The organism is Citrobacter amalonaticus, assembly GCF_018252635.1.
In the GTDB taxonomy this organism is placed as follows: domain Bacteria; phylum Pseudomonadota; class Gammaproteobacteria; order Enterobacterales; family Enterobacteriaceae; genus Citrobacter_A; species Citrobacter_A amalonaticus_E.
The window spans coordinates 254,729-276,095 of the sequence record NZ_JAGTXM010000003.1; the positions used below are offsets into that span (position 1 = coordinate 254,729).

Below are 21,367 nucleotides of genomic sequence, written 5' to 3' on the forward strand. Positions count from 1 at the left end.
TCCCGATCAATCACCATGAATGCAGAGAGTCTATTATATTACACGTTCGATCCGCGCCGCCGATCAGTAAAGTTTGCGTCCGTACCCCCTTTGCAACCTGTTGGATCCCATTCACAAGATCGCCGCCGGTGACTCCGGTCGCGCTAAAGAGGACGTCCTGTCCCGCCACCATTTCATCGAGCGTATAGACCCGATTAACCTCGACGCCCATGTCCGCGCAGCGCTGGCGCTCCTGGGCGGCGATAAGCCGATGCTCCGCGGTGTCGCCTTTCGCTTCGCAAAAATCGATCAGCTCGGCCTGCATATCACCTCCCAACGCTTTCACCGCGCAGGCGGAGATGACGCCTTCTGGCGCACCGCCAATGGTATACATCAGGTCATAAGGATTATCCTGCAAACAGGCCAGAACGCTGGCGGCCACATCGCCATCTGGCAGGGCAAAGACTTTCACCCCCAGTTGCGTGGCTTCGATAATCGCTGGCTGAAGGCGCGGTTTATCCAGCGTAGCCATGCGCAGTCGATCCAGCGGTTTGCCCAGCGCTTTCGCTACCTGACGCAAATTATCCGCCAGTGGCCGCGCCAGGTTAATCACCCCTTTCGCCTGCCGATTAACAACCAATTTTTTCATGTACATATCAGGGGCATGTAACAAACTTCCCCGCGGCGCAAATGCCATCACCGCCAGCGCATTGCTCTGGCCCATCGCGACCATCCGGGTGCCTTCAATAGGATCAACAGCGATATCAACCTCAGGCCCGCTGCCGCTGCCGACCTCTTCGCCAATCCACAGCATCGGCGCGTTATCGATCTCGCCCTCACCAATGACGATGCGCCCGCGAATGGCAATATCATTCAGGGCCGCGCGCATCGCGTTCACTGCCAGACCATCGATTTTGTTCTTATCGCCGCAGCCGGTTTGCGGCCAGGCAGCCAGCGCTGCCTGCTCCGTGATGCGAAACAGCGGCCATGCCAACGACTTCATGCCGCCGCCTCCCCGATATCCACACCAAACTGCGCCAGCAGGTATCTTTCCGCCTTCTCGTTCCAGATACCGTGCGTCTGGGCTACTAAACGCGCCAGCTCCCTGAACAACGGATCGGTTTTGCCTTTCTCAGCGAAATCAGCAATGGCAGTTAGCGGCATCGTCACTCCGTTATAGATAAGCTTCTTGCCGCCCGGAATATCCGGCAAATTCAGAACGGTATCTGGCACCGCATCGAGACCGCCAATATGGGTCACCATAAACGACGGCTGAAGCTGGCCCGTCGCGCTCAGTGCAATCGCCTCTTTCATATCATCGGTCGAACCGCCGGAGGTTCCGACGACGTGCGTACTGTTGTAATGCACGTTGTAGAAATTAAAAGGCACTTTGAAACGGCTCTCCGTCGGACCGGCGAAGAAGTTCAGACAGCCATCTTCTGCCAGAATATCGTCAGCCATCTCCACGACAGCCGGCACGGCGGCATAGACAAAAACGTCATCGAACCCGGCTCCGCCCGTTAATTCACGCAGTTGCGTCGCGGGATCGGCCATACCAGACGAATTCACATAGATGAGTTCGATTCCCTTGCGTGCGGCCAGTTCGACCGGGAGCAGTTTTTTAGCCTGTGCCAGACGCGTTTCATCGATATCCACAACCACCACGCGTGCCGGTTGGATCCCGCCGTTGATGGCATAATCAATCGCACCGATCCCCATTGGCCCGGCGCAGGCTAAAAGTGCAATATTGCCACCGGGCTTAATTCCCATCCGATGCTCATACACATAAGGCGTCGTATGATAATTCGCCTTATAGGCACCAATAATGCAGCACATCGGTTCCGCCAGCGAGGCGGCCGCAAAATAAGAACCATGATATGGCAAGACACATCCCAGATTTACCGCAACTTCCGGAATAATCATATATGTGGCATTACCGCCGAAATATTCGTAGCTGTATCCTGCGGAATAACCGCTGGGCAATCCCATTGCAGGTTGTAAAACAAAACGTTGCCCTTTCTTATATGTCCCGGTCAGATTTTTTCCTACGTCGACAATGATTCCAGCGCATTCGTGACCGGTAATCACCGGGTGATTTTCCAGGTCATCAGGAACTCGCTTATGTTCACTGGCTAATGTCGCAGCTTTCCAGGTGGATAAGCATACGCTATCGGAAATGACGCTGACTAACAGTTCATTTTCCGTGATTTCAGGTAATTCAAACTCACGGATACGGACATCCTGTTTGCCATATATTGCAGCAACTTTCGTTTTCATATTAACTCCAGGAACCAGAAAGGCTAATTCGACGTTAGGTGGTTAAATAAATCGTCAAGCAGTGGATCGCCAATATAATTTTTAATCAACACTAAGGGCTTATGACTGACTCGTTTAACGCGCCCCTCAAGACTGGCGTGCGTAACAATAATATCGGCATCATCAGGAACATTTTCGATGGCGTAATGTTTGACATCGATAGATAAGCCGGCTTTTTCCAGGCGCTTACGAAACGTCGTCGCCCCCATCGCACTGGACCCCATTCCCGCATCACAGACAAAGGCGATACGTTTGACATTGCGATATGAAAAACTACCTTCCTGCTTCATGGCTTTAACAGCTTTGGCTGAATCACTGAACGTCTCTTCACTCTCGGCCAGACCATTTCTTTCCATTTTCAGGATCAATGAGGTGATGATAAAGGTCACCACGGTTCCCGCCGTCACGCCTGCAATCGTGGCAAGGAAAGCGCCTTTTGGCGTCAACGCCAGATAAGCGAAAATCGATCCTGGGCTGGGGCCCGCAACCAGGCCGCCGCCTAACAGATTAAACACCCATGTTCCGCTCATTCCCCCGGCAATCATGCCGATCAGAGTCAGTGGCTTCATCAGCACGTACGGGAAGTAGAGTTCGTGAATACCGCCCAGAAAATGGATAATCATGGCGCCGGGGGCAGATTTCTTCGCCATCCCTTTACCAAAGAAGGTAAACGCCAGCAGTAAACCTAAACCGGGGCCAGGGTTTGAGGCCACCATGAAGAAAATGGATTTTCCCGTCTCCGAGGCCTGCTGCATTCCCAGTGGATAATAGACCCCCTGATCGATTGCATTATTCAGAAAGAGGATTTTCGCAGGCTCATTAATCAATGAAAGCAGCGGTAGATAACCGGCATGCACCAGTGATTCAATGCACTCTTTCACAAAGTTATTGGCAATGAGGACCGCCGGGCCAATGACTTCAAACCCCAGCAGGCACAACAGCATCCCGGCAATGCCTAAAGAGAAGTTATTAATCACCATCTCAAAGCCCGCGGGAATACGCTGGTCCAGCAGCCGGTCAATGTATTTAATCACCAGACCACCCAGCGGCCCCATGATCATTGAACCGAGGAACATCGGGATGTCCGCGCCGATGATCACACCGATGGTACCGATCCCTCCCATCACTGCCCCGCGTTTTCCGCCCACCAGATGCCCACCGGTAGAGCCAATCATCACGGGAAGTAAATAGGTAATCATCGGGCCAACTATTTTGGCAAAATGCTCATTGGGCATCCACCCTGTCGGAATAAATAATGCAGTAATAAAACCCCAGGCAATAAAAGCACCAATATTAGGGATGACCATTGCAGTCAAAAATCCCCCAAAAGCCTGGACCTTTGCACGAGCAGACTTGTGTTCCATGATAATATCCTGTCGAGGAGAAAATGATTATGCGCGGGCGATAATATCCGCCAGCTGTTTTTCTGATTTAGCAGCCAATAATGCTGCCAGGTTTTCCTCTTCACATAATAGTTCGCTTAAAGCCTGGATAGCGCCGATATGTGAATCGGCATTCGCCGCTGATAACCCAATAAGTAATTTCACGGGTTCGTCATCGTCGGTAAACTGTACTTCCTGGTTAAGTAGCGTTAATGACATACCTGTTTTTAACGCACCACATTCCGGGCGAGCATGCGGCATCGCCACACCGGGAGCCAGAATATAATAAGGACCATTGTTGATCGTCGAATCTTTTATAGCCTGGATATAATTGGCATTCACATAATGATTTGCCAGCAACGATGACATGGAAAAATCAATGGCTTCCTGCCAGTTCTTTGCCACCGGTTTTATTGAAATAGATGCTTCAGGAAAATAGTCAATCAACCGCATAAATTGTCCTTATTTTATTTTTAGGGTACAACGTCTTGCTAAAAACAAAATACGCGCGCGGTGAAATGAAAGCAATCGAGGTAAAAACAGGGGCAAACAAAACGGGCAATAAATCAAATCATTTAAAAACAATGTGTTGCAAAATAAAAATAAAATAGCAAGAGTAATTATGTGATGACGGTTGCAAATTTAATAACATGTTAAATATCAGTTTTGTGAAGCAGATCTACAATAACCACTTGCTCGAATAAAAATAACTACCTTTCCAGATGATAACGGGCCGCCGAAGCGACCCGTTAGAGACTATTGTAATGATGATTACAGCAGTGCTTTTGCTTTCGCGACAACGTTGTCGACGGTGAATCCGAACTCTTCGAACAGCTGTTCTGCTGGAGCAGATTCGCCAAAGGTGGTCATCCCGACGATTGCGCCGTTCAGGCCCACGTATTTAAACCAGTAGTCAGCGATACCGGCTTCCACTGCCACACGAGCGGTAACCGCTTTCGGCAGCACGGATTCACGGTAAGCGGCATCCTGCTTGTCGAATGCATCGGTGGACGGCATGGAGACCACACGCGCTTTCACGCCTTCTGCGGTCAGTTTGTCCCATGCGGCAACCGCCAGCTCAACTTCAGAACCGGTCGCAATGAAGATAAGCTCAGGCTGGCCCGCGCAATCTTTCAGTACGTAGCCACCGCGAGCGATGTTCGCCAGCTGCTCTTCAGTACGTTCCTGCTGTGCCAGATTCTGACGGGAGAGGATCAGTGCGGTCGGACCGTCCTGACGCTCAACGCCGTACTTCCACGCCACCGCAGATTCAACCTGGTCACACGGACGCCAGGTGCTCATGTTCGGCGTGACGCGCAGAGAAGCCACCTGCTCTACCGGCTGGTGAGTCGGACCATCTTCACCCAGACCGATGGAGTCGTGGGTGTACACCATCACCTGACGCTGTTTCATCAGGGCAGCCATACGCACCGCGTTACGCGCATATTCGACAAACATCAGGAAGGTGGAGGTGTACGGCAGGAAACCACCGTGCAGAGAGATACCATTGGCAATCGCGGTCATACCGAATTCACGAACACCGTAATGGATATAGTTACCGGCCGTGTCTTCGTTGATCGCTTTAGAACCGGACCACAGGGTCAGGTTAGAAGGCGCCAGGTCAGCGGAACCGCCGAGGAATTCTGGAAGCCAGGGACCGAAAGCTTCGATCGCATTCTGAGACGCTTTACGGCTGGCGATTTTCGCCGGGTTAGCCTGCAGCTTAGCGATGAATTCTTTTGCCTTCGCGTCGAAGTCAGACGGCATTTCGCCTTTCATACGACGGGTGAATTCAGCCGCTTCCTGCGGGAAGGCTTTAGCATAGGCCGCGAATTTTTCGTTCCAGGCAGACTCTTTCGCCTGGCCTGCTTCTTTCGCATCCCACTGGGCATAGATTTCAGACGGGATTTCGAACGGCGCGTATTTCCAGCCCAACTGTTCGCGGGTCAGTGCGATTTCGGCATCGCCCAGCGGCGCGCCGTGGGAATCGTGGGTACCGGCTTTGTTCGGGGAACCGAAACCAATGATGGTTTTGCACATCAGCAGGGACGGTTTGTCGGTAACGGCGCGAGCTTCTTCTACCGCGCGTTTAATAGCGTCTGCATCATGCCCATCAACACCACGTACCACGTGCCAGCCGTACGCTTCAAAGCGTTTGGCGGTATCGTCAGTGAACCAGCCTTCAACGTGACCATCGATAGAGATACCGTTGTCATCGTAGAACGCCACCAGTTTGCCCAGCTTCAGCGTACCGGCCAGAGAGCATACCTCGTGAGAGATACCCTCCATCATGCAGCCGTCGCCCATAAACGCGTAGGTGTAATGGTCAACGATGTCGTGGCCCGGACGGTTGAACTGTGCTGCCAGTGTTTTTTCAGCGATAGCCATACCAACCGCGTTCGCAATACCCTGTCCCAGCGGACCCGTGGTGGTTTCAACACCCGCGGTGTAACCCACTTCCGGGTGACCCGGGGTTTTGGAATGCAGCTGACGGAAGTTCTGCAGCTCAGACATCGGCAGATCGTAACCGGTGAGGTGCAGCAGGCTGTAAATCAACATGGAGCCGTGGCCGTTAGACAGCACAAAACGGTCACGATCGGCCCAGGACGGGTTGCTCGGGTTGTGGTTCAGGAAATCACGCCACAGGACTTCGGCAATGTCAGCCATACCCATCGGGGCACCCGGGTGACCGGATTTGGCTTTCTGTACTGCGTCCATGCTCAGCGCACGAATAGCATTGGCAAGCTCTTTACGTGAGGACATTTTGACTCCAGATCGGATGATGAAGGCCATACCCGCAACGACTTGACGACAGCGCGTTTTGGGCTACGCCGGAAAAAAGTGCGAACAATGTAACCCAAGCCGCGTGTCATGTACATGGAGCATCCTTTTGCCGCTTCAGAAATCTCCGGATCACACTCGCATGTTGCGCAATCTGCTCGCCCGCTTGTTGTTCTTTTCTTTATACTTACCGTGAGCGCGGATTCATCTGCAAATCGCGCACTTTTAGAACAATCGTTATTTCGTGTGGAAGAAAAAAACATGAAGATTCGCGCGTTACTGCTTGTTATGGGCATGGCGACGGTGCTGACCGGCTGCCAGAATATGAACTCCAATGGACTACTCTCCTCAGGGGCTGAGGCTTTTCAGGCCTACAGTCTGAGCGACGCGCAGGTGATTGCGTTAAGCAACCAGGCCTGTACGGAAATGGATGGTAAGGCGACCATCGCGCCAGCCAGCAGCGAGTACGCGAAGCGCCTGAGCAAAATCGCCACAGCGCTCGGCGATAACATCAACGGACAAGCGGTGAATTACAAGGTCTACATGGCGAAAGACGTGAATGCCTTCGCAATGGCGAACGGCTGCATTCGCGTCTATAGCGGCCTGATGGACATGATGACGGATAACGAAGTCGAAGCAGTGATTGGCCATGAAATGGGTCACGTTGCGCTCGGACACGTTAAGAAAGGTATGCAGGTGGCGCTGGGCACCAACGCCGTTCGCGCAGCCGCAGCCTCTGCGGGTGGGATCGTCGGCAGCCTGTCGCAGTCACAGCTTGGCGATCTGGGGGAAAAACTGGTGAACTCGCAGTTCTCTCAGCGTCAGGAGTCGGAAGCAGACGACTACTCGTACGATCTGTTGCGCAAGCGCGGTATTAGCCCGGCGGGGCTTGCTACCAGCTTCGAAAAACTGGCGAAACTGGAAGAAGGTCGTCAAAGCTCGATGTTTGACGATCACCCGGCCTCCGCCGAACGTGCGCAACATATTCGCGATCGCATGAAAGCGGACGGGATTAAGTAACCATTGAGCAGTGCCGGATGACGGCGTAAACGCCTTATCCGGCCTACAGAACAACAAATTTAGTCCGGTGATCGGGCGTTATTGGCGAAGCGCGGTAGGCCGGATAAGATGCGTTAGCATCGTCATCCGGCACTGAGTCCGTTACTCGCCTTTCTTCGCCGCCTGAATATACAGCATCTCCAGGGCCAGCGTGGCCGCCGCCAGGGCAGTGATTTCCGATTGATCGTAAGCCGGAGCCACTTCCACCACGTCCATCCCGACAATGTTGAGATCTTTCAGGCCGCGCACCAGCTTGATGGCGCGATCGGAGGTCAGCCCGCCAATCACTGGCGTGCCAGTCCCCGGTGCAAATGCCGGATCCAGGCAGTCGATATCGAAGGTCAGATAGACCGGCATGTCACCGACAATCTGCTTCACCTGCGCGATGATGTCATCAACGCCACGATCGTTCACCTGACAGGCGTCCAACACGGTAAAACCGTTGTCTTTATCGAATTCCGTACGAATGCCGATTTGCACGGAGTGATTCGGGTCGATCAACCCTTCGTTCGGTGCGGTGTAGAACATCGTGCCGTGGTCAAACTCACAGCCGTTCGCATAGGTGTCGGTGTGCGCATCGAAATGGACCAGCGCCATTTTGCCAAAGTGTTTTGCGTGCGCGCGCAGCAGCGGTAGCGTCACAAAGTGGTCACCGCCAAAAGAGAGCATACGTTTACCGGCGGCCAGCAGTTTCTCCGCGTGCGCCTGCAGCTTTTCGCTCATTTCACGCGCATCGCCAAAGGCGTAAACCAGATCGCCGCAGTCCACCACGTTCAGGCGCTCACGCATGTCAAAATTCCACGGGAAGCGGTTATGTTCCCAGGCCAGATTCGTTGACACCAGGCGGATTGCCGCCGGGCCGTGACGTCCACCCGCGCGACCGGACGTCGCCATGTCAAACGGCACGCCGGTGATCACCCAGTCGGCATCGCTGTCATACGGCTGGAAATTCAGCGGCAGACGCAGGAAACCAAAGGCGTTAGAAACCAGGGAGTTATCATACTGATGACCTAAGGTGCTCATGGCAAAAACCTCATATTCGTCGATATAAAAAAACCCTCCCGCGTCGTTAGGCCCGACGAGAAAGGGTTTGATTCGTAAACACACTAATTGGCTAAATTATCGTTGCTTATTTGCTCAGGTTCAAGTCACCCGGGCACAGCTATTACTCATCTTCGAGATAAGTGTATCCGTAGAGACCCGCTTCGAACTCTTCGAGGAACTGCTGCTGCAGCGCATCGTCAAGCCCGGTCTGTTTCACCTGATCGCGGAAATGCGTCAGCAACGTGTTCGGATCCAACTGCACATATTGCAGCATATCCGCCACCGTATCCCCTTCATCCGACAGCTCAACTTCCACGCTGCCGTCCGGGAAGACAAATACGTCAACCGCTTCGGTATCGCCAAACAGGTTGTGCATATTGCCGAGGATCTCCTGGTACGCGCCAACCATAAAGAAACCGAGCATCGGCGGATTATCCGGATCGTACTCTGGCATCGGCATGGTGGTCGCAATACCGTCGCCATCAATGTAGTGATCGATAGCGCCGTCGGAATCACAGGTAATATCCAGCAGGACCGCTCGACGTTCAGGGACCTGATCCAGCCCTTCCAGCGGCAAAACCGGGAACAGTTGATCGATTCCCCATGCATCCGGCATCGACTGGAACAACGAGAAGTTGACGTACATTTTGTCCGCCATACGCTCCTGTAGTTCGTCGATGATTGGACGGTGCGCGCGGTTTTGCGGATCCAGCTGTTTCTGCACTTCGTGACACATGCTCAGGTAAAGCTGTTCCGCCCACGCGCGCTCCTGCAGGCTGAAGGTGCCGGATGAGTAACCAATATGAATGTCGTGCAAATCCATCTGGCTGTCATGCAACCATTCGCGCAGCGAGCGACGAGTACCCGGCTCGTGCATCTCCTGCCAGGTTTCCCACATGCTTTGCAGCGCGCGCGGCGCGTCGTCAGCAGGCGCGACAGGCACGGTGTATTCGTTACGCTCAACACCAATGATGTTGGATACCAGCACCGTGTGGTGCGCGGTCACCGCACGACCAGACTCGGTGATCACCGTCGGATGCGGGAGACCGTTCTCTTCACAGGCATCGCCAATCGCCCAGATGATGTTGTTGGCGTACTCATTCAGGCCGTAGTTCACCGAGCAGTCAGACTGCGAACGGGTTCCTTCATAGTCCACGCCCAGTCCGCCGCCTACGTCAAAGCACTGGATGTTGACGCCGAGCTTATGCAGCTCAACGTAGAATCTGGCAGACTCACGCACGCCGGTAGCGATATCGCGGATATTCGCCATCTGCGAACCGAGGTGGAAATGCAGCAATTGCAGGCTATCGAGACGCCCGGCTTCACGCAGCGTTTCCACCAGTTGCAGAACCTGCGTTGCCGCCAGGCCGAATTTGGATTTTTCGCCGCCGGAGGACTGCCATTTGCCGGACCCCTGCGAGGCCAGACGGGCACGCACGCCCAGGCGCGGAATCACATTCAGACGTTCGGCTTCGTCCAGCACAATGGCGATTTCAGACATCTTTTCGATGACCAGATAGACCTTGTGACCCATCTTCTCGCCGATCAGCGCCAGACGAATGTATTCACGGTCTTTGTAGCCGTTACACACGATCACCGATCGGGTCATTCCGGCATGCGCCAGCACCGCCATCAGTTCCGCTTTGGAACCGGCTTCCAGCCCCAGCGGTTCGCCAGAATGGATTAAGGATTCGATCACGCGACGATGCTGGTTCACCTTGATGGGATAAACCAGGAAGTAGTCACCGTTGTAGCCGTACGATTCACGCGCGCGCTTGAACGCGGCGTTAATAGAGCGCAGGCGGTGTTGCAGGATCTGTGGGAAACAGAACAGCGCCGGCAGGCGTTGCCCTTGCGCTTCACGCGCTTTCACCAGCTTAGCGAGATCGACACGCGCTTCCGGCACGTCCGGGTCAGGGCACACGCTAATGTGACCCAACTCATTGACGTCGTAGTAGTTATTGCCCCACCAGGCAATATTGTAAGTACGCAGCATCTTGCTGGCTTCCTGGGAGCTCATTGCAACCTCCTGCATGGAGCGTAGTACACCCTGTTCGCCTGCTGACGAAGGCGAACCCAAAGACATGTCGTCAGACATAGCGAACCTCAAATTTTATTAACAAGTGTAAAACAGTTGACTACTATCGCAATCCGAAGAGGCGATAACAACCCATAAACAGTCGGATTTTCCAGCAGAAAGTGCTGGTACTCCGCCTGCGCGACCGGTTTCTTTTTCATATCATTGTAAAACACATAACCGAACTTACGTATGACGGTTCGGCGAAACCACGAGAAAACTCTTGTTTCCACAAGAGCGCCCTTGTTCAGTCCTTAGTGCCCGTTACCGGCTCTGGAGTCCTGAGAAGCGCCGAGATGGGTATAACATCGGCAGGTATGCAAAGCAGAGATGCAAATTGCGGGGGACATACGCACACCAGAACGGTGCGACAGATTCAGCAGAATACAACGGTTCATTATCTCTTATCACCTCCATGGTCGCTCCATCAGGAACGCACCCACAAGCCAACGCTAACGTTTTAACCCGGCTGGAAGTGGCGACACGAAGAAAACGTCGTGTGCTTTTTGTCTATCCAAAATAATTCGAGTTGCAGGAAGGCGGCAACGCAGTGAGTCCCCGGGAGCTTACATGAGTAAGTGACTGGGGCGAACGAGGAAGCCAACGCACATGCAACTTGAAGTATGACGGATATGAGCCGCGCGCCGCGTTTTATACCGACAACCCGGTAAAAAAGCAAAACATAAATGCGCACATTGCCAGCAGTGTCTGTAAAAATTTCCATCAGGTTTTTCAACACAGTGAGAGCTGATTCAAAAAATACTGGAAATCGGGTGAAGAAGTGACCTAAAATAGCCATCCAGATGTTAATCCATCCATACTGATTAACACTCAGACTGCCAGTGTCACTAACCTGCAGGCCTTGGTAGAATCTTCTGCTTTGGCTTTTCCGCACAACAGTTTGAGCTAACCAAATTCTCCTTAGGTGAAACAAAAAATGGCAAAACACCTTTTTACGTCCGAGTCCGTATCAGAAGGGCATCCTGACAAAATCGCTGACCAAATCTCTGATGCCGTGCTGGACGCTATCCTGGAACAGGATCCGAAAGCGCGCGTCGCGTGTGAAACCTACGTAAAAACCGGTATGGTTTTAGTTGGCGGGGAAATCACCACCAGCGCATGGGTCGATATCGAAGAGATCACGCGTAATACCGTGCGCGAAATTGGCTATGTGCATTCCGACATGGGCTTTGATGCCAACTCGTGTGCAGTCCTGAGCGCCATTGGTAAACAGTCCCCGGATATCAACCAGGGCGTTGACCGTGCCGATCCGCTGGAACAGGGCGCTGGCGACCAGGGTCTGATGTTCGGCTATGCGACCAACGAAACCGACGTGCTGATGCCCGCGCCGATCACCTACGCGCACCGACTGGTGCAGCGTCAGGCCGAAGTGCGTAAAAACGGCACCCTGCCGTGGCTGCGCCCGGATGCGAAAAGTCAGGTGACCTTCCAGTATGACGACGGCAAAATTGTCGGCATCGACGCCGTAGTGCTCTCCACCCAGCATGCGGAAGAGATCGAGCAGACGACGCTGAAAGAAGCGGTGATGGAAGAGATTATCAAACCGGTACTGCCGACCGAATGGCTGAACTCTGCCACCAAATTCTTCATCAACCCGACCGGCCGTTTTGTTATCGGCGGCCCAATGGGTGACTGCGGACTGACCGGTCGTAAGATCATCGTCGATACCTACGGCGGCATGGCACGTCACGGCGGCGGCGCGTTCTCCGGTAAAGATCCCTCAAAAGTGGACCGTTCAGCGGCTTACGCAGGACGCTATGTCGCGAAAAACATTGTTGCCGCAGGCCTGGCAGATCGTTGTGAAATTCAGGTTTCCTACGCGATCGGCGTGGCTGAACCAACGTCCATCATGGTGGAAACCTTCGGTACTGAGAAAGTGCCGGCTGAACAACTGACCCTGCTGGTTCGCGAATTCTTCGACCTGCGTCCATACGGTCTGATTCAGATGTTGGATCTGCTGCACCCGATCTATAAAGAGACCGCCGCCTACGGTCACTTTGGTCGCGAACATTTCCCGTGGGAAAAAACCGACAAAGCGCAGGTACTGCGCGAGGCTGCCGGTCTGAAATAAGCGACCGTCATCCGTGACTTAAGGCCAGCCTCGTGCTGGCCTTTTTTATTTGCGCCTCGCCTGGACATGCTTCCGCACACCACCATTTGGAACCGCTTACACCAGGGAGTGAAAGCATTATTTTCAGAATAATCACTTTGCATGTTCAGGCTTTCTCTGCTGTTACATTTCATTTGAGCTAAGTCTGAAATCAGAACAAATGCTCACCACCTCAATATAATTAATCTATAATTTTCAATTTGTTAAATCAACCATTGATAAATGGTTAGTGTAACCGATTACACTTACGTGATAACAATCACATATTTTTGCGGTGTACTCACCTACCCTAATTATCAACAAAACTGATAACCCAACCGGAGGGCATAATGCCTGACAATAAAAAACAGGGGCGTTCCAATAAAGCGATGACATTTTTTGTCTGCTTCCTTGCAGCCCTGGCAGGATTACTTTTTGGCCTGGATATCGGCGTTATCGCTGGCGCATTACCGTTTATCACGGATGAATTCCAGATCTCCGCACACACCCAGGAGTGGGTCGTCAGCTCCATGATGTTCGGTGCGGCGGTCGGTGCGGTCGGCAGCGGCTGGCTTTCTTTCAAGCTCGGGCGCAAGAAGAGCCTGATGATCGGCGCGATCCTGTTTGTCGCCGGCTCGCTGTTCTCCGCTGCGGCGCCAAACGTTGAAGTGTTGATCCTTTCCCGCGTCCTGCTGGGGCTGGCCGTCGGCGTGGCCTCGTACACCGCCCCGCTGTATCTGTCTGAGATCGCACCGGAGAAAATTCGCGGCAGTATGATCTCCATGTACCAGTTGATGATCACTATCGGCATCCTGGGGGCTTATCTTTCTGACACTGCCTTCAGCTACAGCGGCGCATGGCGCTGGATGCTGGGCGTGATTATCATCCCGGCGATTCTGCTACTAATTGGCGTCTTCTTCCTGCCGGACAGCCCGCGCTGGTTTGCTGCGAAACGTCGCTTTGTCGATGCCGAACGCGTGCTGCTGCGTCTGCGTGATACCAGCGCGGAAGCCAAACGCGAGTTAGATGAGATCCGCGAAAGTCTACAAGTGAAACAGAGTGGTTGGGCGCTGTTCAAAGAGAACAGCAACTTCCGTCGCGCGGTGTTTCTTGGCGTGCTGTTGCAGGTGATGCAGCAGTTCACCGGGATGAACGTCATCATGTATTACGCACCAAAAATCTTTGAAATGGCGGGATACACCAACACCTCTGAGCAGATGTGGGGCACCGTGATTGTCGGTTTGACCAACGTACTGGCCACCTTCATCGCTATCGGCCTGGTTGACCGCTGGGGTCGTAAACCGACGCTGACGCTGGGCTTCCTGGTGATGGCGGCCGGAATGGGGATCCTCGGAACGATGATGCATGTTGGCATCCACTCGCCGTCCGCGCAGTACTTTGCTATCGCCATGCTGCTGATGTTCATCATTGGTTTCGCCATGAGCGCCGGTCCGCTGATTTGGGTGCTGTGTTCTGAAATCCAGCCGCTGAAAGGCCGCGATTTCGGTATCACCTGCTCGACCGCCACTAACTGGATTGCCAATATGATTGTCGGCGCGACGTTCCTGACCATGCTGCAAAACCTCGGTAACGCGAATACCTTCTGGGTCTACGCGGGTCTGAACGTGCTGTTTATCCTGCTGACGCTGTGGCTGGTTCCGGAAACCAAACACGTCTCGCTGGAACACATCGAACGTAACCTGATGAAAGGTCGTAAGCTGCGCGAAATCGGGGCTCACGATTAATTCCCTTCTACGTCCTCCCCCCGCGGGAGGACGCCTTCCTCTTGCAGTCCCGTCCCTGTCGCACTATTCTCTGCCGTTATGAAAACCGCCCGTCTCCCTATCGCCGTCCAGCAAGCCGTTATGCGCAGCCTGCGGGAAAATCTCGCTCAGGCTAATCTGAAGCTCGGCCGCAGCTATCCCGAACCAAAGCTGGTGTATCAGCAACGTGGCACCTCTGCCGGCACCGCCTGGCTGGAGAGTTACGAAATTCGCCTTAATCCGGTGCTGTTGATGGAAAACGTCGAGGCGTTTATCAACGAAGTGGTGCCGCATGAACTGGCGCATTTACTGGTGTGGAAGCGATTTGGCCGGGTTGCGCCGCACGGAAAAGAGTGGAAGTGGATGATGGAAAGCGTGCTCGGTGTCCCCGCACGCCGCACCCACCAGTTCGAACTGCAATCGGTACGCCGCAACACCTTCCCTTACCGCTGTCAGTGTCAGGAGCATCAACTGACCATCCGTCGCCATAATCGCGTTATGCGCGGCGAAGCCACCTACCGCTGCGTTCACTGTGGCGAACCTCTAGTGCCGCTTAAATAGCCAGAACTATCAGGAACTTTCCTGATCTGGCTGATTGCATCACACATCAACTTTCGTTACGTTGCGGGCTCGTTTTGATACGGAGTTCATGATGTACCGTCATCTTTCTATGGCTGCCGCCTTTTTTGCAGCAGCCCTTTCCGGCCAGACGTTGGCCGCAGGTATTAATAGTTTTTCACAGGCAAAGACCGCTGGCGTCAAGGTTAACGCCGATGTTCCTGGCGACTTCTATTGCGGATGCAAAATCAACTGGCAGGGCAAGAAAGGGATCGTCGATCTCGACTCCTGCGGTTACAAAGTGCGAAAGAACGAGAATCGCGCCAGCCGAATCGAATGGGAACACGTGGTTCCGGCATGGCAGTTTGGCCACCAGCGTCAGTGCTGGCAGGACGGAGGACGGAAAAACTGCGCCAAAGATCCGGTCTATCGCAAAATGGAAAGCGACATGCACAACCTGCAACCCGCCGTCGGCGAGGTGAATGGCGATCGCGGTAACTTCATGTACAGCCAGTGGAACGGCGGCGAAGGCCAGTACGGACAGTGCGCGATGAAAGTCGATTTCAAAGAAAAGGTCGCCGAACCGCCCGCCCGTGCCCGCGGCGCGATTGCGCGGACCTACTTTTATATGCGCGACCAGTACAGCCTGACGCTATCCCGCCAGCAAACCCAGTTGTTTAACGCCTGGAACAAGCTGTATCCGGTCACCGACTGGGAGTGCGAACGTGATGAACGTATCGCGAAGATACAGGGAAACCACAATCCTTACGTGCAACGCGCTTGCCAGGCGCAAAAGAGCTAACCTACACTAGCGGGATTCTTGATTACGCGGACTTTTTACTATGCGCATTCCCCGCATTTATCACCCTGACCCCATTACCTCCGGCAGCCAGATTTCTCTGTGCGAAGACGCCGCCAACCACATTGGACGCGTCCTGCGGATGGGACCGGGTCAGGCGCTGCAATTGTTTGATGGCAGCAATCAGGTTTTCGACGCTGAAATCACCCAGGCCAGCAAGAAAAGCGTGGACGTAAAGGTGCTGCGTGGCGAGATTGACGATCGTGAATCACCGCTGCACATCCATCTTGGTCAGGTGATGTCGCGCGGCGAGAAGATGGAATTCACTATTCAGAAATCGATCGAACTGGGTGTAAGCCTCATTACGCCACTTTTTTCTGAACGCTGCGGCGTTAAACTGGACAATGAACGTCTGAACAAGAAGCGCCAGCAGTGGCAGAAAATCGCCATTGCCGCCTGTGAACAGTGTGGTCGCAACCGGGTACCGGAAATTCGCCCGGCCATGGATCTGGAAGCCTGGTGCGCGGAACAGGACGAGGGGCTAAAGCTGAACCTTCATCCCCGCGCCAGCGACAGCATTAACACATTGCCGCTACCGGTTGAGCGTGTTCGTCTGTTGATTGGCCCGGAAGGCGGGCTATCCGCAGAGGAGATTGCCATGACCGCACGCTATCAGTTTACTGATATCCTGTTAGGACCTCGCGTTCTGCGTACTGAGACAACTGCGCTCACCGCCATTACCGCGCTTCAGGTGCGATTTGGCGATCTGGGCTAACGGAGAAGAATAATGATCAAGCTCGGCATCGTGATGGACCCCATCGCAAGCATCAATATCAAGAAAGACTCCAGCTTCGCTATGCTGCTGGAAGCGCAACGTCGTGGTTACGAACTTCATTATATGGAGATGGCCGATCTTTATCTGATTAACGGTGAAGCTCGCGCCCGGACGCGCACCCTGAGCGTCGAACAGAACTATGATAAATGGTACGAGTTTACCGGCGAGCAGGATCTGCCGCTGGACGCCCTCGACGTCATTCTGATGCGTAAAGATCCGCCGTTTGATACCGAGTTCATCTACGCCACCTATATTCTGGAACGCGCGGAAGAAAAAGGGACGCTTATTGTTAACAAGCCGCAGAGCCTACGCGATTGTAACGAAAAACTGTTCACGGCCTGGTTCTCTGACCTGACGCCGGAAACGCTGGTCACTCGCAACAAAGCGCAGTTGAAGGCCTTCTGGCAGAAGCACAGCGATATCATTCTCAAGCCGCTGGACGGTATGGGCGGCGCGTCGATCTTCCGCGTTAAAGAAGGTGACCCGAACCTCGGCGTGATTACGGAAACCCTGACCGAGCACGGTACTCGCTACTGCATGGCGCAGAACTATCTGCCAGCCATTAAAGATGGCGACAAGCGCGTGCTGGTCGTCGATGGCGAACCGGTTCCTTACTGCCTGGCGCGTATTCCGCAGGGTGGCGAAACCCGTGGCAACCTGGCCGCTGGCGGTCGCGGCGAACCGCGTCCGTTAACCGACAGCGATTGGGAAATCGCACGCCGTATCGGACCAACGCTGAAAGCCAAAGGGCTGATTTTTGTCGGTCTGGATATCATTGGCGATCGTCTGACCGAAATTAACGTCACCAGCCCAACCTGCATTCGCGAAATTGAAGCCGAATTCCCTGTCTCTATCACCGGGATGTTGATGGACGCTATCGAAGCACGTTTGCAGAAATAAGTCGTTTGCTGGATGACGACATCCAGCATGCCTTTGTAGGCCTGATAAGCATAACGCCATCAGGCATTAAGACACCGATGCCGAATGGCGACACAGGCGTCTTATCCGGCCTACAGTAGTGACATCCGTGCGCTTTACCCACATACTGACCCCCTGTTGCTTTTTTGAACCAGGAAACAGAACCTCTGACAATGAATTTACAGCATCACTTTCTTATTGCCATGCCTGCTCTCCAGGATCCGATTTTCCGCCGTTCAGTGGTGTACATTTGCGAACATAACGAAGATGGCGCAATGGGGATTATTGTGAATAAGCCTCTGGAAAATCTCCAGATTGAAGGGATTCTGGAAAAACTGAAAATCGCGCCGGAACCGCGCGATCCGGCGATTCGTCTGGATAAAGCCGTGATGCTTGGCGGTCCGTTAGCGGAAGATCGCGGGTTTATCCTGCACACGCCGCCGTCGCGCTTTGCCTCCAGTATCCGCATCTCGGATAACACCGTGATCACCACGTCACGCGACGTACTCGAAACCTTAGGCACGAGCGAACAGCCTGCCGACGTGCTGGTCGCACTTGGTTACTCCTCCTGGGATAAAGGCCAGCTTGAACAAGAGCTACTGGACAACGCCTGGCTGACCGCCCCCGCCGATCTCAATATCCTGTTTAAAACACCGATTGCCGATCGCTGGCGTGACGCTGCCAGACTGATTGGCATCGACATCCTGACGATGCCCGGCGTGGCGGGGCATGCCTGATGAGCGAAACATTACTGGCCTTTGATTTTGGCACTAAAAGTATCGGCGTAGCGATTGGTCAGCGCATTACCGGCACGGCGCGCGCGCTGCCCGCGATTAAAGCGCAGGACGGTACGCCAGACTGGAACCTGATCGAGCGCCTGCTCAAAGAGTGGCAGCCGGATGAGATTATCGTTGGCCTGCCGCTGAATATGGACGGTACCGAGCAACCGCTTACAGCCCGCGCGCGCAAGTTCGCCAACCGCATTCACGGACGTTTCGGCGTCACGGTCACCTTGCACGATGAACGTCTCAGTACCGTAGAAGCGCGCTCAGGGCTGTTCGAACACGGCGGCTATCGGGCGCTAAATAAAGGGAAGATCGACTCCGCTTCCGCCGTCATTATTCTCGAAAGCTACTTCGAACAGGGCTACTGAAGCTACGCGTTTCTCAAAGCCTTCCCTGCGCCTGCCGCTGTTGCAGGCTCTGGGCGAAGGTCATCATCCCCATCTGCTGTCCGCTCTGAATGACATGGGGTAACTGATGGGACTTCCCTTCCCGGATCAAATTCCCTGCCGCCGGGGTGTTGATCAGCAGTTCAAATAGTGCAACGCGTCCCTCCTGCTTGTCGGACTCCAGTTTCTGCGACAGCACGGCGCGCAGACTGCCTGCCAGTTGGCTGCGCACCGGGTCCTTTTCTTGCGCCGGAAAAGAGTCCACCAGCCGCTCAACCGCCTGCGCGGCGCCACGCGTATGCAGCGTCGCCAGCACCAGATGCCCCGTTTCCGCCGCCGTCAGCGCCAGACGAATGGTCTCGCTATCGCGTAACTCTCCCAGCAGAATCACGTCCGGATCTTCACGCAGCGCCGCGCGCAACCCCGCGGCAAACGAGGCGCAGTGTAATCCCACTTCACGTTGCTGAATCAGACAGCGCTGGCTGGCGTAGACATACTCGATCGGATCTTCCAGCGTCAGAATATGCCCATCAATATGCTGATTCAGCCACGCCACCATCGCCGCCAGCGTGGTTGATTTTCCGCTGCCCGTAGCGCCCGTCACCAGTATTAAGCCATTCTCGCTGCAAAGCAGTTCGGGCAGTACGGAAGGCGTCCCCAGCGTTTCCAGCGTCGGGCACTGCGTCGGCAGCAGCCGCAGCGCCAGCGACGTCCCCTGCCGCTGGTGAAAGGCGCTGGCCCGCAGACGCAGGTTTCCCATAAGTGAAACAGCGAAATCCAGTTGCCCGTTTTGCCGTAACGCCGTCTGCTGCCCTTCATCCAGCCAGTCCGCCAGCAGTCCGCTAATGTCGGCAACGGTGAAGGGCGCACGCTCCATACGCCCCTGTTTTCGCCAGCGCGCAGGCCACGCATTGCTTAGGTGTAGATCCGAGACGTTATGCTTTACACTAAGGGCCACAATTTCTTCCATATTCATATACAGATCCTCGGAAAATGAACGATATCGCGCATAACCTGGCACAGGTCCGGGACAAAATCTCAGCCGCCGCATCGCGTTGCGGGCGCGCTTGCGAAGAAGTTACGTTACTTGCAGTGAGTAAAACCAAACCTGCGAGCGCCATCGAAGACGCCATCGCTGCCGGTCAGTTGGCCTTTGGTGAAAACTATGTGCAGGAAGGGGTGGAGAAAATTCGCCACTTTCGCGAGAAAGGCATTGCCGGCCTGCAATGGCACTTTATCGGCCCGTTACAGTCCAACAAGAGCCGTCTGGTGGCCGAGCACTTTGACTGGTGCCATACCCTCGATCGTCTGCGCATTGCTACTCGTCTCAGCGAACAGCGTCCGGCGGAGCTGGCGCCGTTGAACGTGCTGATTCAAATCAATATCAGCGATGAGAACAGCAAGTCCGGCATTTCACTGGAGGAACTGGACGCGCTTGCCGCAGAGGTCGTCGAATTACCGAATCTTCGTCTGCGCGGTCTGATGGCGATCCCTGCCCCTGAGTCAGATTATGTAAGGCAGTTTGAAGTTGCACGCCAAATGGCGGTAGCATTTGCCGGGCTGAAAACGCGCTATCCTGACGTCGATACCCTGTCGCTGGGTATGTCAGATGATATGGAAGCCGCCATTGCGGCGGGTAGCACGATGGTACGTATCGGCACCGCCATTTTTGGTGCACGTGATTACACAAAAAATTAAGGAAATCTGAGGAACGCCATGAATACGTTGACCTTCTTGCTCTCAACGGTAATTGAGCTGTACACCATGGTGCTGTTATTGCGCGTGTGGATGCAATGGGCTCGCTGTGACTTTTATAACCCTTTCTCCCAGTTCGTGGTGAAAGTGACGCAACCGATTATTGGGCCGCTGCGCCGTATTATTCCCCCGATGGGACCGGTCGACAGCGCATCGCTGCTGGTTGCATTTATCCTCAGCTTTATCAAAGCGATAGTGCTGTTTAAAGTGGTGACGTTCCTGCCGATCGTCTGGATCGCCGCCGTGCTGATCGTGCTCAAAACCATCGGTTTGTTGATCTTCTGGGTGTTGCTGGTGATGGCCATTATGAGCTGGGTAAGCCAGGGCCGTAGCCCGATTGAGTATGTACTGATTCAGTTGGCCGACCCGCTGCTGCGCCCGATTCGTCGCATTCTGCCGGGGATGGGCGGGATCGATTTCTCGCCAATGGTTCTCGTCCTGCTGTTGTATGTCATCAACATGGGGATTGGTGAGGTTCTGCAAGCAACCGGTAACATGTTGCTGCCGGGGCTGTGGATGGCGCTATGAGTGCCGTAACCCGCTGCGATGACGGACTGGTTTTGCGGCTCTATATTCAGCCGAAAGCCAGCCGCGACAGTATTGTCGGTTTACATGGCGACGAACTGAAAGTCGCCATTACCGCCCCGCCGGTGGACGGCCAGGCGAACAGTCATCTGGTGAAGTTTCTCGGTAAGCAGTTCCGCGTGGCAAAGAGCCAGGTCGTCATTGAAAAGGGCGAACTGGGCCGCCATAAACAGGTTAAAATCATTCATCCGCAACAGATCCCGCCAGAAGTCGCGGCATTAACGAATTAGGTATC

At 54.2% G+C, this 21,367-nt stretch carries 23 protein-coding genes; 12 read left to right on the forward strand and 11 right to left on the reverse strand.

What is annotated here, in order from left to right; translation table 11 throughout:
- Positions 1–10 precede the first annotated feature (10 nt).
- From glpX to tkt, 5 genes are all read right to left on the reverse strand, one after another.
- Complete coding sequence (gene glpX, locus KE671_RS10910; protein WP_206162970.1) at positions 11–982, reverse strand: class II fructose-bisphosphatase; 972 nt, start codon at positions 980–982, stop codon at positions 11–13.
- The gene (locus KE671_RS10915) at positions 979–2,256 is read right to left on the reverse strand and encodes a zinc-binding dehydrogenase (RefSeq protein ID WP_206162971.1); all 1,278 of its coding nucleotides are present in this window, start codon (positions 2,254–2,256) and stop codon (positions 979–981) included. Before KE671_RS10915 ends, glpX begins: the two co-directional genes overlap by 4 nt.
- A 23-nt stretch (positions 2,257–2,279) precedes the next feature.
- The gene (locus KE671_RS10920; protein WP_206162972.1) at positions 2,280–3,659 is read right to left on the reverse strand and encodes a PTS mannitol transporter subunit IICB; all 1,380 of its coding nucleotides are present in this window, start codon (positions 3,657–3,659) and stop codon (positions 2,280–2,282) included.
- A 27-nt stretch (positions 3,660–3,686) separates the two neighbouring features.
- Complete coding sequence (gene cmtB, locus KE671_RS10925) at positions 3,687–4,130, reverse strand: PTS mannitol transporter subunit IIA (protein ID WP_206162973.1); 444 nt, start codon at positions 4,128–4,130, stop codon at positions 3,687–3,689.
- A 318-nt stretch (positions 4,131–4,448) separates the two neighbouring features.
- Positions 4,449–6,440, reverse strand: a complete 1,992-nt coding sequence (gene tkt, locus KE671_RS10930; RefSeq protein ID WP_206162974.1) for a transketolase — start codon at positions 6,438–6,440, stop codon at positions 4,449–4,451.
- A 279-nt stretch (positions 6,441–6,719) separates the two neighbouring features.
- Between tkt and KE671_RS10935 the strand changes: the two genes are divergently transcribed.
- Complete coding sequence (locus KE671_RS10935; protein WP_206162975.1) at positions 6,720–7,478, forward strand: M48 family metallopeptidase; 759 nt, start codon at positions 6,720–6,722, stop codon at positions 7,476–7,478.
- Positions 7,479–7,619: 141 nt separating this feature from the next.
- On the opposite strand, the gene speB is transcribed toward KE671_RS10935, so the two are convergent.
- The 5 genes from speB to KE671_RS10960 form a co-directional block, all read right to left on the reverse strand.
- Complete coding sequence (gene speB / locus KE671_RS10940; RefSeq protein WP_206162976.1) at positions 7,620–8,540, reverse strand: agmatinase; 921 nt, start codon at positions 8,538–8,540, stop codon at positions 7,620–7,622.
- Between the two features lie 142 nt (positions 8,541–8,682).
- A complete protein-coding gene (gene speA, locus KE671_RS10945; RefSeq protein ID WP_206162977.1) occupies positions 8,683–10,659 on the reverse strand; it encodes a biosynthetic arginine decarboxylase in 1,977 nt (658 codons plus the stop codon).
- Between the two features lie 8 nt (positions 10,660–10,667).
- A complete protein-coding gene (gene yqgB / locus KE671_RS10950; RefSeq protein ID WP_043001726.1) occupies positions 10,668–10,799 on the reverse strand; it encodes an acid stress response protein YqgB in 132 nt (43 codons plus the stop codon).
- 93 nt (positions 10,800–10,892) lie between these two features.
- Positions 10,893–11,036, reverse strand: a complete 144-nt coding sequence (locus KE671_RS22930; protein ID WP_283093113.1) for a hypothetical protein — start codon at positions 11,034–11,036, stop codon at positions 10,893–10,895.
- 62 nt (positions 11,037–11,098) lie between these two features.
- Positions 11,099–11,437 carry a hypothetical protein gene (locus tag KE671_RS10960; protein WP_206162979.1) on the reverse strand — a complete coding sequence of 113 codons (339 nt, stop codon included), beginning with the start codon at positions 11,435–11,437 and terminating at the stop codon, positions 11,099–11,101.
- Between the two features lie 138 nt (positions 11,438–11,575).
- On the opposite strand from KE671_RS10960, the gene metK reads away from it, so the two are divergent.
- The 8 genes from metK (at position 11,576) to ruvX (ending at position 18,774) form a co-directional block, all read left to right on the forward strand.
- On the forward strand, positions 11,576–12,730 hold the full coding sequence (gene metK, locus KE671_RS10965; RefSeq protein WP_206162980.1) for a methionine adenosyltransferase: 1,155 nt from the start codon (positions 11,576–11,578) through the stop codon (positions 12,728–12,730).
- Between the two features lie 368 nt (positions 12,731–13,098).
- Positions 13,099–14,493 (forward strand): galactose/proton symporter, encoded by a 1,395-nt coding sequence (galP, locus tag KE671_RS10970; RefSeq protein ID WP_042324088.1) that lies wholly within the window; start codon positions 13,099–13,101, stop codon positions 14,491–14,493.
- A 78-nt stretch (positions 14,494–14,571) separates the two neighbouring features.
- Positions 14,572–15,072: a SprT family zinc-dependent metalloprotease gene (locus tag KE671_RS10975; protein ID WP_206162981.1), complete on the forward strand. Its 501-nt coding sequence runs from the start codon at positions 14,572–14,574 to the stop codon at positions 15,070–15,072.
- A 91-nt stretch (positions 15,073–15,163) separates the two neighbouring features.
- Positions 15,164–15,871, forward strand: a complete 708-nt coding sequence (endA, locus tag KE671_RS10980) for a deoxyribonuclease I (protein ID WP_206163237.1) — start codon at positions 15,164–15,166, stop codon at positions 15,869–15,871.
- A gap of 40 nt (positions 15,872–15,911) precedes the next feature.
- On the forward strand, positions 15,912–16,643 hold the full coding sequence (gene rsmE / locus KE671_RS10985; RefSeq protein ID WP_206162982.1) for a 16S rRNA (uracil(1498)-N(3))-methyltransferase: 732 nt from the start codon (positions 15,912–15,914) through the stop codon (positions 16,641–16,643).
- Between the two features lie 12 nt (positions 16,644–16,655).
- Entirely contained in the window at positions 16,656–17,603 is a 948-nt protein-coding gene (gshB, locus tag KE671_RS10990; protein WP_206162983.1) for a glutathione synthase, read from the forward strand.
- Between the two features lie 191 nt (positions 17,604–17,794).
- Positions 17,795–18,358, forward strand: a complete 564-nt coding sequence (locus tag KE671_RS10995) for a YqgE/AlgH family protein (RefSeq protein WP_206162984.1) — start codon at positions 17,795–17,797, stop codon at positions 18,356–18,358.
- Entirely contained in the window at positions 18,358–18,774 is a 417-nt protein-coding gene (gene ruvX, locus KE671_RS11000; protein ID WP_206162985.1) for a Holliday junction resolvase RuvX, read from the forward strand. Before KE671_RS10995 ends, ruvX begins: the two co-directional genes overlap by 1 nt.
- 13 nt (positions 18,775–18,787) lie before the next feature.
- Here ruvX and KE671_RS11005 read toward each other — a convergent pair whose 3' ends face one another.
- Positions 18,788–19,768, reverse strand: coding sequence for a type IV pilus twitching motility protein PilT (locus KE671_RS11005; RefSeq protein WP_206162986.1), 981 nt, complete (start codon positions 19,766–19,768; stop codon positions 18,788–18,790).
- Between the two features lie 17 nt (positions 19,769–19,785).
- Between KE671_RS11005 and KE671_RS11010 the strand changes: the two genes are divergently transcribed.
- From KE671_RS11010 to yggU, 3 genes are read left to right on the forward strand one after another with little or no spacing between them, the layout of a single operon-like run.
- On the forward strand, positions 19,786–20,490 hold the full coding sequence (locus KE671_RS11010; RefSeq protein WP_206162987.1) for a YggS family pyridoxal phosphate-dependent enzyme: 705 nt from the start codon (positions 19,786–19,788) through the stop codon (positions 20,488–20,490).
- 18 nt (positions 20,491–20,508) lie between these two features.
- Complete coding sequence (locus KE671_RS11015; RefSeq protein ID WP_046497238.1) at positions 20,509–21,075, forward strand: YggT family protein; 567 nt, start codon at positions 20,509–20,511, stop codon at positions 21,073–21,075.
- Complete coding sequence (gene yggU, locus KE671_RS11020; RefSeq protein ID WP_206162988.1) at positions 21,072–21,362, forward strand: DUF167 family protein YggU; 291 nt, start codon at positions 21,072–21,074, stop codon at positions 21,360–21,362. Before KE671_RS11015 ends, yggU begins: the two co-directional genes overlap by 4 nt.
- Positions 21,363–21,367 lie beyond the last annotated feature (5 nt).

What these genes read in the sequence shown, in the direction of transcription:
- yqgB (WP_043001726.1), bottom strand. Translation starts at nt 10,799, where the DNA reads ATGAAAAAGAAACCGGTCGCGCAGGCGGAGTACCAGCACTTTCTGCTG.
- KE671_RS10915 (WP_206162971.1), bottom strand. Translation starts at nt 2,256, where the DNA reads ATGAAAACGAAAGTTGCTGCAATATATGGCAAACAGGATGTCCGTATC.
- speA (WP_206162977.1), bottom strand. Translation starts at nt 10,659, where the DNA reads ATGTCTGACGACATGTCTTTGGGTTCGCCTTCGTCAGCAGGCGAACAG.
- yggU (WP_206162988.1), top strand. Translation starts at nt 21,072, where the DNA reads ATGAGTGCCGTAACCCGCTGCGATGACGGACTGGTTTTGCGGCTCTAT.
- glpX (WP_206162970.1), bottom strand. Translation starts at nt 982, where the DNA reads ATGAAGTCGTTGGCATGGCCGCTGTTTCGCATCACGGAGCAGGCAGCG.
- KE671_RS10995 (WP_206162984.1), top strand. Translation starts at nt 17,795, where the DNA reads ATGAATTTACAGCATCACTTTCTTATTGCCATGCCTGCTCTCCAGGAT.
- KE671_RS11005 (WP_206162986.1), bottom strand. Translation starts at nt 19,768, where the DNA reads ATGAATATGGAAGAAATTGTGGCCCTTAGTGTAAAGCATAACGTCTCG.
- gshB (WP_206162983.1), top strand. Translation starts at nt 16,656, where the DNA reads ATGATCAAGCTCGGCATCGTGATGGACCCCATCGCAAGCATCAATATC.
- ruvX (WP_206162985.1), top strand. Translation starts at nt 18,358, where the DNA reads ATGAGCGAAACATTACTGGCCTTTGATTTTGGCACTAAAAGTATCGGC.
- KE671_RS11010 (WP_206162987.1), top strand. Translation starts at nt 19,786, where the DNA reads ATGAACGATATCGCGCATAACCTGGCACAGGTCCGGGACAAAATCTCA.
- tkt (WP_206162974.1), bottom strand. Translation starts at nt 6,440, where the DNA reads ATGTCCTCACGTAAAGAGCTTGCCAATGCTATTCGTGCGCTGAGCATG.
- KE671_RS10935 (WP_206162975.1), top strand. Translation starts at nt 6,720, where the DNA reads ATGAAGATTCGCGCGTTACTGCTTGTTATGGGCATGGCGACGGTGCTG.
- KE671_RS10975 (WP_206162981.1), top strand. Translation starts at nt 14,572, where the DNA reads ATGAAAACCGCCCGTCTCCCTATCGCCGTCCAGCAAGCCGTTATGCGC.
- KE671_RS10920 (WP_206162972.1), bottom strand. Translation starts at nt 3,659, where the DNA reads ATGGAACACAAGTCTGCTCGTGCAAAGGTCCAGGCTTTTGGGGGATTT.
- metK (WP_206162980.1), top strand. Translation starts at nt 11,576, where the DNA reads ATGGCAAAACACCTTTTTACGTCCGAGTCCGTATCAGAAGGGCATCCT.
- KE671_RS11015 (WP_046497238.1), top strand. Translation starts at nt 20,509, where the DNA reads ATGAATACGTTGACCTTCTTGCTCTCAACGGTAATTGAGCTGTACACC.
- speB (WP_206162976.1), bottom strand. Translation starts at nt 8,540, where the DNA reads ATGAGCACCTTAGGTCATCAGTATGATAACTCCCTGGTTTCTAACGCC.
- galP (WP_042324088.1), top strand. Translation starts at nt 13,099, where the DNA reads ATGCCTGACAATAAAAAACAGGGGCGTTCCAATAAAGCGATGACATTT.
- endA (WP_206163237.1), top strand. Translation starts at nt 15,164, where the DNA reads ATGTACCGTCATCTTTCTATGGCTGCCGCCTTTTTTGCAGCAGCCCTT.
- KE671_RS22930 (WP_283093113.1), bottom strand. Translation starts at nt 11,036, where the DNA reads ATGAACCGTTGTATTCTGCTGAATCTGTCGCACCGTTCTGGTGTGCGT.
- cmtB (WP_206162973.1), bottom strand. Translation starts at nt 4,130, where the DNA reads ATGCGGTTGATTGACTATTTTCCTGAAGCATCTATTTCAATAAAACCG.
- KE671_RS10960 (WP_206162979.1), bottom strand. Translation starts at nt 11,437, where the DNA reads ATGGCTATTTTAGGTCACTTCTTCACCCGATTTCCAGTATTTTTTGAA.
- rsmE (WP_206162982.1), top strand. Translation starts at nt 15,912, where the DNA reads ATGCGCATTCCCCGCATTTATCACCCTGACCCCATTACCTCCGGCAGC.